At 46.6% G+C, this 13163-nt stretch carries 10 protein-coding genes; 7 read left to right on the top strand and 3 right to left on the bottom strand.

The window, feature by feature from the left end:
* Positions 1-50: 50 nt before the first annotated feature.
* Together J2T14_RS25590 and J2T14_RS25585 are read right to left on the bottom strand one after the other, a co-directional pair.
* Complete coding sequence (locus tag J2T14_RS25590) at positions 51-1655, bottom strand: helix-turn-helix domain-containing protein (RefSeq protein WP_307475467.1); 1605 nt, start codon at positions 1653-1655, stop codon at positions 51-53.
* Positions 1648-3453, bottom strand: coding sequence for a sensor histidine kinase (locus J2T14_RS25585; RefSeq protein ID WP_307475465.1), 1806 nt, complete (start codon positions 3451-3453; stop codon positions 1648-1650). The genes J2T14_RS25590 and J2T14_RS25585 overlap by 8 nt, the downstream gene beginning before the upstream one ends.
* Positions 3454-3734: 281 nt before the next feature.
* On the opposite strand from J2T14_RS25585, the gene J2T14_RS25580 reads away from it, so the two are divergent.
* From J2T14_RS25580 to J2T14_RS25550, 7 genes are all read left to right on the top strand, one after another.
* Entirely contained in the window at positions 3735-4595 is an 861-nt protein-coding gene (locus tag J2T14_RS25580; protein WP_307475463.1) for a carbohydrate ABC transporter permease, read from the top strand.
* A 13-nt stretch (positions 4596-4608) separates the two neighbouring features.
* Positions 4609-5439: a carbohydrate ABC transporter permease gene (locus tag J2T14_RS25575; protein ID WP_307475461.1), complete on the top strand. Its 831-nt coding sequence runs from the start codon at positions 4609-4611 to the stop codon at positions 5437-5439.
* Positions 5440-5466: 27 nt separating this feature from the next.
* Positions 5467-6819: an ABC transporter substrate-binding protein gene (locus J2T14_RS25570; protein ID WP_307475459.1), complete on the top strand. Its 1353-nt coding sequence runs from the start codon at positions 5467-5469 to the stop codon at positions 6817-6819.
* Between the two features lie 68 nt (positions 6820-6887).
* Positions 6888-8687: a beta-glucuronidase gene (uidA, locus tag J2T14_RS25565; protein WP_307475457.1), complete on the top strand. Its 1800-nt coding sequence runs from the start codon at positions 6888-6890 to the stop codon at positions 8685-8687.
* Positions 8688-9388: 701 nt separating this feature from the next.
* Positions 9389-9952, top strand: coding sequence for an NAD(P)H-dependent oxidoreductase (locus J2T14_RS25560; RefSeq protein WP_307475455.1), 564 nt, complete (start codon positions 9389-9391; stop codon positions 9950-9952).
* A 22-nt stretch (positions 9953-9974) separates the two neighbouring features.
* Positions 9975-10820, top strand: coding sequence for an oxidoreductase (locus J2T14_RS25555; RefSeq protein ID WP_307204919.1), 846 nt, complete (start codon positions 9975-9977; stop codon positions 10818-10820).
* A 458-nt stretch (positions 10821-11278) separates the two neighbouring features.
* Positions 11279-12196, top strand: coding sequence for an AraC family transcriptional regulator (locus tag J2T14_RS25550; protein ID WP_307475452.1), 918 nt, complete (start codon positions 11279-11281; stop codon positions 12194-12196).
* 269 nt (positions 12197-12465) lie between these two features.
* Here J2T14_RS25550 and J2T14_RS25545 read toward each other — a convergent pair whose 3' ends face one another.
* Positions 12466-13161 carry a response regulator transcription factor gene (locus J2T14_RS25545; RefSeq protein ID WP_307475450.1) on the bottom strand — a complete coding sequence of 232 codons (696 nt, stop codon included), beginning with the start codon at positions 13159-13161 and terminating at the stop codon, positions 12466-12468.
* Positions 13162-13163 lie beyond the last annotated feature (2 nt).

The following is a 13163-nucleotide window of genomic DNA, read 5'->3' as shown; positions in this document are numbered from 1 at the left end:
CATCTTTCTGCTATTGCCCCTAAGTAGGGGGAGTTCACGATTCAATGAGCTCACATCGATTTACGATACTCGTTCGGAGACATGCCGGAGGCGTTGCGGAACAGTTTAATAAAGTAGCTGGTATGCTCGTAGCCTAGCTGCTCTGCGATTTCTACGATGGTCATGTCGGACTGATTTAATAGCTCCTTTGCTTTCTCCATCTTCGTTCGCGTAACGAATTCGACGAAGGTTTCCCCAGTTTCCTGCTTGAAAATACGACTGAAGTGAGACGGATTCAGATTCAACCGATGGGCCATCTCGTCCATTGCGATTTTCTCTCCGATATGGGTTTGAATGTAACGTTGGGCTTCCGCGATCTCCCTCCGTACCGAATGGTCGCGGAGCGTCTGAATATCGGTCGCTTTCTCTTCGAGAAAGATCCGAAGCCATTCCAAGAGATGCTCCAGCGTTTCGATGGAGGCGATTTGTTGCTGCTGCAGCTCGCTGTTGAAGTTGGTCACGAAGTTTTGCATCACCGTATACTTGAGCTCGAGCTCCAAAGCCATTTTCAATACCCAGCTTTTGACGGATTCGACAGGATACACACGTACTTGAATGAACGTTCCCCATCGATTGACCGTGTTATGAATGAGCGCCTTCTCTCCTCCAAGCATGCTGTCCTTCAGCTCCTGAAAGGCTTTGGCATAATGCAGGAACAAATCTTCTTTCGTCGTTTGGAGCGGCCGCAGCTCCGCATAGACGAGCTCTCCTGCATAGAAACGGAACGTCTTTACATTCATCAAATCTTGTAATTGCTTCTTCAATTGCAGGAAATCCCGAGTCACATCCCCGCGATAGAACGAGATTCCGATACTAAGATGCTGGTGCACTAATTGTTGAACGCGCTTCATCTCGGCTCGGATGTCCTCATGAAGATTACGTTTCAACGTGGCCGGGAAAGGAAACAGAAGGAAGTATTGGCGTTCGTTCAGTACAAGCAAGATAACGCCGTCGAATTGAACTAATTCCTGCAAGGCGTTATCGATGACGAATTGCATATTAATTGCTCCGCCAAACCGGATTTCCAGCTCGAAGGAACGCTCCGGCAACACTGCAACAGGCAGGTATGGAATGCCAACACGGAGATGAATGCCCATTCTCTCGGCTTCGTCGTTCCATTCCGCTTCGTTCCATATCGGCTGCTCCAGCAGCTTGCGAATAAATCGGGTATGAATGGCGGATAGATTTTGCTGCACGACGTTCTGGAGCTGGAGACGGTTGTCCTCGGCTTGTTTCTCTTCGGCTAACAAGTAAGCAAGCTGCTGAAGAACGGTAACGACATGCTCCATGCGAAGACTTTCCTTCAGAATATAATCGTTTACGTTAAGCTTAACGGCTCTCTGGGCATATTGAAAATCCTCGTGACAGGATAAAATAACGGTTTTCAAACGAGGATTCGCACCGCGTGCCTTCTCGATGAGATCAAGACCGTCCATCACGGGCATGCCGATATCCGTAATGAGAATGTCCGGCTGTTGCTTCCGGCAGGCTTCCCATGCTTCGCCTCCATTGGAGCAGACCGCGGAAAGCTCAAGTCCAAGCTTGGTCCAAGGAATGATGTTGCTTAAATAATCAAGCACGGGGTAATGGTCGTCTGCAATAACGACTTTAAACATGATGTTCACCTACTTCTACAGGTTCGGCCGGCTCGGCAGCAGGCAATATTAATACGACCGTCGTCCCTTCGCCGTACACGCTATGAATGTTCAACTCGAAACGGTCACTGTATATTAGCTTCAATCTGCTGTACACGTTAAACAATCCGATCCCGGAGGCGGTTGTACGCTCACCTGCAATCATCTGCTCTATTAAGACCTGCTTCTGGACATTGAATCGATCCTTCAGTGTCTGAAGCGTCTCCGGTGTTATGCCCAGACCATTGTCTTCGATCGTGATGCGCAACATATGAGCATTCGTTACTACCTTAATCGTGATGATACCGCCGCTCTGCGTAAAACCATGTTTATAAGCATTCTCAATGATTGGCTGCAAGATAAACCTTGGTACGGTGATGGTTAAAGGGTCCGGATGAATGTCCAAGTGGCACTCGGTCGGGAACCTCATCGTAAATTTCATTAAATCAATATACTGCATCGTCGTTTCAATCTCGGCATAAAGCGTCACGAATTCATTCTGCCTTGACAAGCTTGCCCGCAGCAACGAGGCTAAGGAGCCGACAACATGGGCGGTGTCTTCATCATGCTTCAATAATAATTTCAAGCGTATAGAACTTAGGACATTGAACAAAAAGTGCGGATGTACTTGCGCCTGCAGCATCGCCATTTCCGCTTGCCTCTTCAATTCTTGTTCGATCTCTACCTGCTGGAGCATCTGCTCAATCCGATCTAACATCATGTCGAATGAGCGTCCTAGCCGCCCAATCTCGTCACGGCCGCGAATATTGGAGCGATATTGCAATTCCCCGGATTCCACCTTCTTGGCCGCCTGCCCCAGCAATCGAACCGGTTTCGTGAACCGCCTTAATAAATAGGTTAAAGCAAGTAAGAAAAAAACGCCAAACAGCGATTGCAGCAATAAAGCGGACTGATAGAAGGTATTTAATTTACCGGTAAGCTGCTCGTAAGGAGCCAGGCTTACGAGTCTCCAGCCCGCGTAACGAAGAGGAAGCGAGAGATGAATTTGATTCTCTCCTCGCAGGTGAATGATACTTGGCGATGAGCTTGTCTCCTCGTTCATAATCGTGCCGAATGGCTGACCAATTACGTCGGCATTTCGATTGGATAGAATGCAATTGTCGTCATTTAGCAGGTAAACATCCTCTTCCATACCGGCGAAGAGATCCCGAATGGAGTCTTCCGTTCGACTGACAATCAAATAGGCGAAGGGGGCTTTGTCAATTGTCTCCGTCAATGCCCGAGCCGTCAGATAGACATATCCTTGATCATGGTCTAGCGTCGGCAAGTAGTTTCGCAATCCACCCAAAAATAACGTTTCGTATGCCGTCAGTCGGGATATCTTGGCGAACCAGTCTTGCTGAATAAATTGCTGAGGCTCGAAATCGTAAAAGGAATAATCGGAATAAGCGCGGCCATCCTTTGTAAGCAACGTAAGCCGTAAGTCAGGCTTCTCTCCCGCAATCTGCTCTAACCGGGTCGTCAGCTGTCTAGCAGCAATCGGATGATCCCGGGCTTCTTCCAGCAAGGTTTTGATCTCGGGATCGAATTGGACGAAATTCGAGATAGACACAAGCTCTTCCATAATCGCGTTGGCTTGAGATTGTACGATGGCAAGGGATTGCGTTGCTTTCTCAAGCGTGTGCTCTCGAATAATTAACTTGGAGTAGTAGCTGCTAATATACAACATAGCTACCGTAGGCAACACCAGACAAGCAATCGATGTCAGGATCAGCTTCTGCCGCAAGGATAAATGTTTGGGATTCCATATAACACTCATGATTTGTGCCACCTCTCGCAGCCATTCTTCTTTATAAAGCAATACTACAGCATGCTGAAGAACCATTCATTCAACATTTTTTGCAATACGGGAAAAAATATCGCAAAACTTTTTTGATATAGAAAAAATCGTTGCATGTTTGCCTGGAACGAGGCACCTATAATGAGGAAGACACAGAGGACAGTGAGGTGGCAAATTTGGAGCAGACAACGAGAAGTGGATTGGATCAGGGGGCGAGAAAAGGGAAGGCTCTCCGAATCCGTAAGCAAGGGTTTTACGACATGATTAATGGGTACGTATTTATTTTGCCAATGTTGTTGTTGACTATGACGCTGGTCGTTATCCCGATTATTTTGTCAGCGGTGATTAGTTTTACCGAGTGGAACTTCATCGCTGGACTCGAAGGGCTGAACTTTATCGGTTTTGAGAATTATAAGGATTTGTTGCATGATGAAGGGTTCCATCGAGCGCTTCGGAACAACGTCATCATGATCGCGGTCGTCCCGGTATCCATGCTTCTGGCGCTGGTGCTCGCGGCTTTGATTAACAAAGCGACTTACTTTAAAGATTTCTTCAAAGTCATCTACTTTATGCCTTTTATTTCGAGTTTCGTGGCGATCGCTTTACTATGGAGAGTCTTGTTCCATCCCAACAGCGGACCGATTAACGGATTTTTGCGGGGAATCGGCATTGAGAATCCTCCGCTTTGGCTGGCGGACCCGCAATTCGCGCTGATTGCAGTCATGATTATTATGGTTTGGACTTCGCTTGGTTTTAACATGGTCATTTATTTAGCCGGCTTGCAAGGGATTCCCAAGGATATTTACGAGGCGGCCGACGTGGATGGCGCTTCTCCTGTGAGACAATTTTTCAGCATCACCTTGCCAATGCTTTCGCCGACAACTTTCTTTTTGCTCATTACAGGGGTGGTTGGCTCATTCAAGGTTTTTGATCTCATTATGGTGTTGACCGGCGGCGGTCCCGCCGGCTCTACATCCGTCATCGTTTATTACCTTTACGAAGCGGCATTCGTTAACCTGCAATCCGGTTATGCGTCGGCTATGGGGATCGTGCTGCTGCTCTTGATCTTGTTCGTGACGCTTATCCAATGGGTGGGTCAGAAGAAATGGGTAAATTACTAGGGGGAATACACATATGCAATCCGTCCGCGCGAGCCGCCTGTTCGTCACGGCTTTAATGGGAATCGCCGGGATATTATTTATCCTGCCATTCATATGGATGTTATCGGCCTCGTTCAAGCCTGAATTGGAGGTCATGACATACCCGATACAATGGATTCCAAAATCATGGAACATGCTAGAAAATTACACGCAAGTCTGGTCAGGTACCGTTCCATTCACTCTTTATTATTTGAATAGCATTAAAGTGACGTTGATGGCGACCGCATTGTCGTTAGTCATCTCTGCTATGGCCGCTTACGGATTTTCCAAGGTGAACTTCAAAGGCCGGGAAGCTATGTTTATCTTAGTGCTGGCTACTTATATGATTCCTCATCAGGCGATCCTTGTTCCGCAATTTATGATGTTTCGTTGGCTTGGTCTGTTCGATAGCCACCTGGGTCTTGTATTGCTTGCGGCATCGGGAGTACTTGGCACGTTCTTGCTGCGCCAGTTCTTCATGAGCGTCCATAATGAAATTATCGAATCTGCGCGGATCGACGGCGCGAATCATTGGATTATTTTCTTCCGGATAGGGCTGCCGTTAGTCAAGCCGGCGCTTGCGACTTATATGATCCTGCGTTTCATCTGGACATGGAACGATTATCAGAATCCTCTTATTTTCCTGCGCTCGGATGCCTTGTTCACGCTTCAATTGGGGATTCGGAAGTTTGCCGATTTTAACGGCGAATTTTATTCGCTTATGATGGCGGGAGCCGTTTCCGCAATCTTGCCGCTGTTGATCATCTTCATCGTAGGCCAGAAACAAGTTATTGAAGGTGTGGCCTCGGGAAGTGTCAAAGGATAGATAACTATTGTTCAAGGGGGAATTTCTATGTTGAAGAAGAAATGGAATCAGGCGCTTGTCGTTTCAGCTTTGGTAGCGCTAGCAACAACAGCATGCTCTGGGACAGGCGGCAATAGTCCTGCAGAGGAGACGGTAGGCAATGGATCTTCAGACGGGGCAGTCACGATTAAATTGCATACTTGGTATCCGAAGAAAGCCGATAATTGGGATCTCGTAATCCAGGAGTTCGAGAAGAAACATCCCGATATCAAAGTGGAGTTCCACTCCGCGGAAGACAACAACTCGAACGAATATTATAAAAAACTGGATTTGGCCGCGGCTTCTGGCGATGACTTGGATGTTCTTATGTTTAGTAACATGGCCTTTCTCAGTCAGCGCGCCGAGCTCGGTTTGTTAGAGCCAATCGATACGTATTTAGAGAAGGATGGCGTCTCTCTGGCGGACGAGTACTCCGCGGACACACGCATTGAAGATGTGACATATGGTTTGCCAGGCAAGCTTTCTACGCCGATGGTATTCATCAACGAGAATCGTCTCCAGGAAGCGGGACTGGAGCTTCCGAAGGAATGGACCTGGGACCAGTATATGGAGTATGCCAAGGCGATGACGACGACGGCAAACGGCAAAACGCAATACGGCACCTACTTCCACAGCTGGATTCAGTTCGGTTATTTCATTCAGAATATGGGGCAATCCTCCACCGGAGCGAATCTCACGACGGACGATGGCTTGAAAGCAAATATCGATACTCCTGCTATAAGGAAGTCGCTGGAGATTCGTCTGCAAGGAGAACAAGAAGGATCGGCGACGCCTTACTCGGAAATTGTGAGCCAAAAGTTGAATTACCGTCCACAATACTTTAACCAAGATACGAGCATGATTCCGATGGCATCGTTCTTGGTGCCGGAAGCAGGGGGAACGGAGCAAGTACCTGCAACATTCAAAACCGTGTTCGCTCCATTCCCGACGATGAACGAAGGGGATCCGATCTCTGCCAACGTCGGCGGCGATGTGTTTGGCATATACAGCAAATCCAAGCATAAAGAAGCAGCTTACACCTTTATCCGCTGGTTCACAACGGAAGGGATCGTCTTGCAAGGCAAGAACTTCCCTTCGTGGAAAAAAACCGATCTGAGTGAAGTTGTAGACAACATCATTGCAGGCACGAAAACGCCTGAAATGATCGATAAGGAGTCCTTGATGTACGTTCTCGAAAACACGAAGCAGACCACCGCTGCTGTCGCTGTTCCGTACCATGCGGAGTTAGAAAAGGTGTTCTTGGAGGAGTTCGATAATCTGATGTTATCCGGCGGCGACATTGATACGACGATTCGCAACACGCAAGAAAAGGTTCAAAAAATTATTGATTCCAAGCAGTAAAAGGTTTTGTACAGCGCGGGTGGGTATTCGCGCTGTACATCTATTATTCATGATGAGGAGTGATAAGGATGTTATACCCCATCAATACGTCTTCTCGCTGCGTTATCGATTTGTCCGGCATTTGGAATTTTAAAATCGATCCCGGGATCGGATTACAGGAAGGATGGCAGCTGCAGCCGCTAAGCGGCGCGATTGCGATGGCTGTTCCATCTTCATACAACGATGTCGGCGTGAACGCCGAAATTCGAAATCATGTAGGTTGGGTTTGGTACGAAAGGGAAATTATAATTCCGAAGGCGCTTACCTCGCAGCGAATCGTTCTTCGGTTCAGCTCGGCAACCCATGAAGCGAAGGTGTATGTCAACGGAACGTTGGCGGTGGAGCATACGGGCGGTTTTACACCGTTCGAAGTGGAACTGAACGGCCATCTGCTACCGCATAAAAATAGGCTGACAGTTGCCGTCAATAATATTTTGGATGAATCGACTCTGCCCGTGGGACATTTCGTGGAGCGCGAGATTGAAGGTTTGGGCAAAGTCGCTCGGAATAATCCCAATTTCGATTTCTTTAACTATGCGGGGCTTCATCGTCCAGTGAAGATCTACACGACGCCTTGGAGCTATACACAAGATGTACAGATTATATCGAGCGTCAAGGATGACGGCTCCGCGGAAGTGAGCTACAAGGTTGACATCGTCGGCGAGTCCGACGTGCGTGTCAACATCCTGGATGAAGCGGGAGCCGTCGTTGCCCAGAGAGAAGGGATGCAAGGGAGTTTCTTGCTGGCGGAGGCTAAGCTTTGGGAGCCTATGAATGCTTATTTGTATACTTTAAAGGTCGAGCTGGTTCAAGGCGGAGAGATCATCGACGAGTATGATCAACCCTTTGGCATCCGGACTGTGGAAGTGACTGGCGGCAAGTTCCTAATCAACGGCAAACCGTTCTACTTCAAAGGCTTCGGCAAACACGAAGATTCGCCGATTCATGGACGCGGCATCAACGAGGCGGCGAATGTTATGGATTTTCGATTGATGAAGTGGATTGGCGCCAATTCGTTCCGTACGTCCCATTATCCATACTCGGAAGAAATCATGAGACTGGCCGACAAGGAAGGATTCGTAGTTATCGACGAGGTGGCGGCCGTCGGTCTGCACTTGAATTTTATTCCAACTCTATCGGGTGGGAAGAGACGGGACACGTGGAAAGAGCTGAGAACCCATGAAGCGCACCGGGAAGCAATTCGCGAACTAATTGCACGAGACAAGAACCATGCATGCGTTGTCATGTGGTCTATCGCCAACGAGCCTGCAACTTCTGAGGAAGGAGCGCGCGAGTACTTCGAGCCGTTGCTCCGATATGCGAAGGAATGCGATCCGCAAGGACGCCCCGTCACCGTGGTAACGCTTCAAGAAGGGAGCCCGGAGCATTGTAAGGTATCGGATCTGGTTGACGTTCTCTGCTTGAATCGGTATTACGGCTGGTACGTCGAAGGCGGGGAATGGGAGATCGCGAAATCGAGACTCCGCCAGGAGTTCGAAGGGTGGCGGCAACGCTGTCCAGAGAAACCAATCATCATGACGGAATATGGCGCGGATACGATCGCAGGCTTCCACGATGTTGATCCCGTCATGTTTACCGAGGAATTTCAGTCCGAATTTTTACAGGCGAATCATGAGGTATTCGACGAGTGCAGCAACTTTGTCGGCGAACATGTATGGAACTTTGCCGATTTCAGCACCAGTCAAGGCATCTTTCGCGTTCAAGGGAACAAAAAAGGGATATTTACGCGTGACCGCAAGCCGAAATTAGCGGCGCATGAGCTGAGGAAACGGTGGGAAGTCATTCCGAACTATTATTATAAGAGCTAACTCGCTTACGACATTGATTCAATTCTGATTGGAAGGTGAATGTATTGGAACGTTAAGCCAGTAGTGACCGGAAAGTTCCATACCGACAATGGCTTCGGTTAGACAGTGTGCAGCTTGGAGCGACGTCATCGACACAGCTCATCAAACTGTGTCCGAAAGATTGATGACATTATGTAAAAAATGGAATAAGGAGCGCCTCGGTATGATGGGTTTGTCGACAACACATCAAGGAGGCGCTCTTACTATGAAGTTTAAGCAATCAGACGCAGGTCCGACCTCGAGCCGCGATCGCACGGGCTGGACGTTTATATTTATAACCTCTGAATTCTCAAACTTTAAATGTGAATATCAATGAATTTCGATCGATGGGGAGGACCGCAAGGTTCTGCTTCTTTTTATTGTACGGAGATTTATCAAAGAAAAAGCGCTTACAGTGGAGATCCGTATCATTTGCAAGCGTTGTCATATGTGGACCCCTAGAATGGACATTGGAATAACCACCCTGGTTTATCCAATGGAATTCTAGCGGGTGCATTTTTCTTTTCTAAAACGGACATGAGCTAAATGAACAAATATATCGGACCTTACAGAAAAGCGAAAAGCCCAAATATACGTTAAAGTCAATACATCATCCGGAATTCATAAACAATATGTACAAGGCAAATACTGAAGAAGTAACCAGAGAATAGGAGGGGGTAATCGTGAAGACGTTGGTACTAGTCGCTCATCCTAATATGGGCAAATCTCGAGTGAACAAGGCTTGGATTGAGGAAGTAAAGAAGTATCCGGATCAGATTACCGTGCATGATTTATATGCATCCTATCCAGATTGGCGGATTGATGTTCAAACAGAACAAGAACTTGCGGAAAAGCATGATCGGATCATTTTCCAGTTTCCGTTTTATTGGTATAGTTCACCTCCGCTTCTCAAGAAGTGGTTGGATGATGTCCTGACTTACGGTTGGGGCTATACATCGAAAGGTGGAAAGCTGCGAGGGAAGGAACTTGGGTTGGCAATTTCTATAGGTGGCTCGGAAATTGATTATCGGCCTGGAGGCGGTGATCTTTATACGATTCATGAGCTCCTTAGCCCTTTCCATGCTACGAGTAATTTAATCGAAACCGACTTCTTGAGGCCTTTCACGATCTTTGATACCGATGATAAAAGCGAGGAAGAATTAATATCGAACTCTCGGCAATATGCAGAATATCTGCTTACTGATGAGATTATGAGGTTCCAAGCAGATAACGTACTGCAAAAATAAAACAATGGAAGAAGGAAGCAATATGACAAATCAAAAAGTTTGGTTTATCACCGGGGCAGCAAGAGGCATTGGTTTTGAAATCCTGAAGGCTGTGTTGGAAACCGGGGATAATGTTGTTGCAACGGTCCGGAGTTCGGCGGAGTCTTTAGCTGATAAATTAGGAAATCCGCAGAATCTTCAAGTTGTTCTTCTGGATATTAACGATGAACAACAGGCGATAGCGACTGCGAATCAAGCCGTGCAGAAATTCGGCAAAATTGATGTCCTTGTCAATAATGCAGGGTTTGGGTTGTTGAGTGCCGTTGAAGAAGCCACTGCTGAAGAGGTGACGAAAAACTTCGAAACCAACGTTTTTGGCTTGTTGAATGTGACCCGGGCGGTCCTGCCCCATATGCGTCAAAGACGTTCTGGACATATCATCAATATCTCGTCAGTTGGCGGATTGAGCGGTTATATCGGATGGGGCGTGTATGGTGCAACGAAGTTCGCTGTTGAAGGATTGACGGAGTCACTTGCATTGGAATTGGCTCCGCTTGGGATTCATGCGACCGTGGTAGCCCCGGGCTTCTTCCGTACGGAATTTCTGGATGCTGCGTCGCTAACGCGGTCAGGTAACATCATTCCGGATTATGCGGAAACGGTAGGAGAAATGAGAAAATTTGCTACCCAAGCAAATAAGAAACAACCGGGCGATCCCGTCAAGTTGGCCAAGGCAATCGTACAGGTTGCAAACGCGGAGAAGCCGCCGGTACACTTGCCGCTTGGAAAGGATTCGCTGCAAAGATACCGGGAAAAGACGGCTAATTTTGAAAAAGATATACAGGCATGGCATGACGTTATTACAGGTACAGATCATGATGATGTCTAATTTCTAAATCGAATACATTCAATTGAACCGGGGGGCGCTCGCACTCCGGTTTTTCAATTCCGATCGTTATACGCCGGGCAACTTCACCTGTGGATGGCGCTTAAGTTTGTTACCTTCATTCTGCTTTTCGCCTGGAATCGATTCAATAGGTCTTTATTCATATGATCATCCTGGTCACATTTGTTATGACTGTTTGTATTTCTTTCAAATTGTCCGGTGTGCTTGCTGTAAGCAACCAAGGGTAATCGGGGTATGCCCGTGGGCCGCAGACGAGCTGGCTGCCAAGCGACTCTGATCATTGAGTGAAGAACTCACAAGAGTTAGATTTTCCATCTGAAAATTTTCTTAACGAGTGGAATTTTATAAATGCGGAGGCGGTAGGATCATACTACTCGTAAGTATGGTCCTTGTTACCATGGATCCGTTCCTAGCAGTTGAACAATAAGGAGGAAATACAGTTGTTTTTGCGAGCCGAAAAAGTAATAAAGATTCCTCACGGTCTAGCCAGAGAACCGCTTAATCAGGGGATCTTGAAGATGAAAGGACTTACAGTCGTAGAGTCTTGTACCTTTACAAAAGGTTTAAAGGGAACCATGTTTTTGGAGGATCATCTGCTTTTGTTTGTACTAGAGGGAACCTATACGGTAAGATTCGGCAGTCAGGAATATATCATACGGAAGAATGAAATGGTTCTGCTGCAGAAATCGATCATGGTTGAATATGAGAAATCGGGAGAAGAAGGATCTGACTATGTTTTGGACTATATGATGTTCTTTCTTAAAGAAGAGCTACTCACCGGATTTATCAAAATGGCATATCTCGAAAGTAACTATCCATCAGCGTTAGTACCGGTATCTGTCAAAGCGGTCAATGAACGATTAATTAATTATATCTATTCACTGAAACCGTATTTCAAGGAACCCGATAACATTAGGGATGGATTAATTAAAGTGAAATTGTTGGAATTATTGTTTGATGTTGCGGATGCTGACGAACAGTTTATATTCCAGTTTTTACAGCTTAAGCATTCAAAGAGGAAGAGCATAACGGAGGTGGTGGAGCAGAATTTAACCAACCCTGTCTCGCTAAATGATCTTGCTTACTTATCAGGCAGAAGTTTATCAGCTTTTAAACGAGATTTCCAAGCGATCTATAATACAACATCACCTGTACGCTGGATCCGTAATCGCCGGTTGGATATCGCGAAAGAAATGCTGCTTAGCACCTCTTTATCCGTTACGGATGTTTGTTTTTCGACAGGATTCGAGAGTGTGGCTCATTTTTCCAAGGTATTTAAAGAGAGGTTTGGTGTGGCTCCATCCACATGCAAGCAACCCCTGCAAAAGCCCAATCATGGGGCTCCCCTTAAATTCTGATTCAAATCTTTTGACGAAGACGGAACGGATGGCAATCACGGACTATCCGTTCTTCCCATATTTCAAACTTTCCCACCTCTCCCACTTAAGAGCCGAGTAAAGTGTTAGTCGGAGAATTTCGATTCGAGCACTCTTGCTTTCCAATTCGTATTTAATTGGAACGTCCCGGAAGAACGCGTTGGAATCCATGCAAGAAATATCATCATCGGACTTTAATGGCGGAGTTTTGCAAGGATTGGTGGGCAATTTTAAGTTGTAATTGACACAATTTAAGGTTTTGCAAATCGATAGCCTAGACCCCATACCGTTTGGATATATTTCGGCTTTTTGGGGTCTCTCTCGATCTTCTTCCGTAGATTCGCAATATGAACGTCGATGGAACGTTCATTAACATGGTAATCAATGCCTCGAATGATCGTAATTAATTCATCGCGTGTGAATACTCGATATGGATGGTGATAAAAAACCTTCAAGAGTTCGAATTCTGAAAATGTTGTCTGAACCATATCACCATTGACCGAGATAGACCGGCGAACCGGGTCCAATTGCAATTGCGGAAAATGTTCAGTTGCTGGAATTTCCGGACCGTTTTCCGTAGAAGGTGGTTGCATTGATTTGCGGATCGCTATCATGATTCTTGCTTTCAATTCCTGCATACCAAAGGGTCTCGATAAGAAATCGTCAGCCCCTGCAGTAAAAGCCTTGATTATTTCACTTGCTCTGGAATTGATAGAAACAACTATAATAGGTGTTTGCACTTGCTGTCGCAAAGTTTTACACAACGTAATCCCGTCCACATCCGGAAGCGAGAGGGCGAGCAATACAACATCCGGTGCAAAGGAATGAAATGACATGAGTCCGTCCTGAGCCATAAAAGCGGTTTGTACAGTAAAGTCTTCTTCGGCAAGATACATTCGAACCATATCGGCAAAGACGACATCATTTTCAATGATCAAAACCTTCATGA

This window comes from Paenibacillus harenae, from assembly GCF_030812415.1.
Classification (GTDB): domain Bacteria; phylum Bacillota; class Bacilli; order Paenibacillales; family Paenibacillaceae; genus Pristimantibacillus; species Pristimantibacillus harenae_A.
Note: the sequence above shows the minus strand (reverse complement) of the source record. Positions and strands in the feature narration are given on the sequence as shown.

Coding starts and splice junctions, on each gene's coding strand:
- J2T14_RS25590 (WP_307475467.1), bottom strand. CDS start 1,655: ATGTTTAAAGTCGTTATTGCAGACGACCATTACCCCGTGCTTGATTAT.
- J2T14_RS25585 (WP_307475465.1), bottom strand. CDS start 3,453: ATGAGTGTTATATGGAATCCCAAACATTTATCCTTGCGGCAGAAGCTG.
- J2T14_RS25580 (WP_307475463.1), top strand. CDS start 3,735: ATGATTAATGGGTACGTATTTATTTTGCCAATGTTGTTGTTGACTATG.
- J2T14_RS25575 (WP_307475461.1), top strand. CDS start 4,609: ATGCAATCCGTCCGCGCGAGCCGCCTGTTCGTCACGGCTTTAATGGGA.
- J2T14_RS25570 (WP_307475459.1), top strand. CDS start 5,467: ATGTTGAAGAAGAAATGGAATCAGGCGCTTGTCGTTTCAGCTTTGGTA.
- uidA (WP_307475457.1), top strand. CDS start 6,888: ATGTTATACCCCATCAATACGTCTTCTCGCTGCGTTATCGATTTGTCC.
- J2T14_RS25555 (WP_307204919.1), top strand. CDS start 9,975: ATGACAAATCAAAAAGTTTGGTTTATCACCGGGGCAGCAAGAGGCATT.
- J2T14_RS25545 (WP_307475450.1), bottom strand. CDS start 13,161: ATGAAGGTTTTGATCATTGAAAATGATGTCGTCTTTGCCGATATGGTT.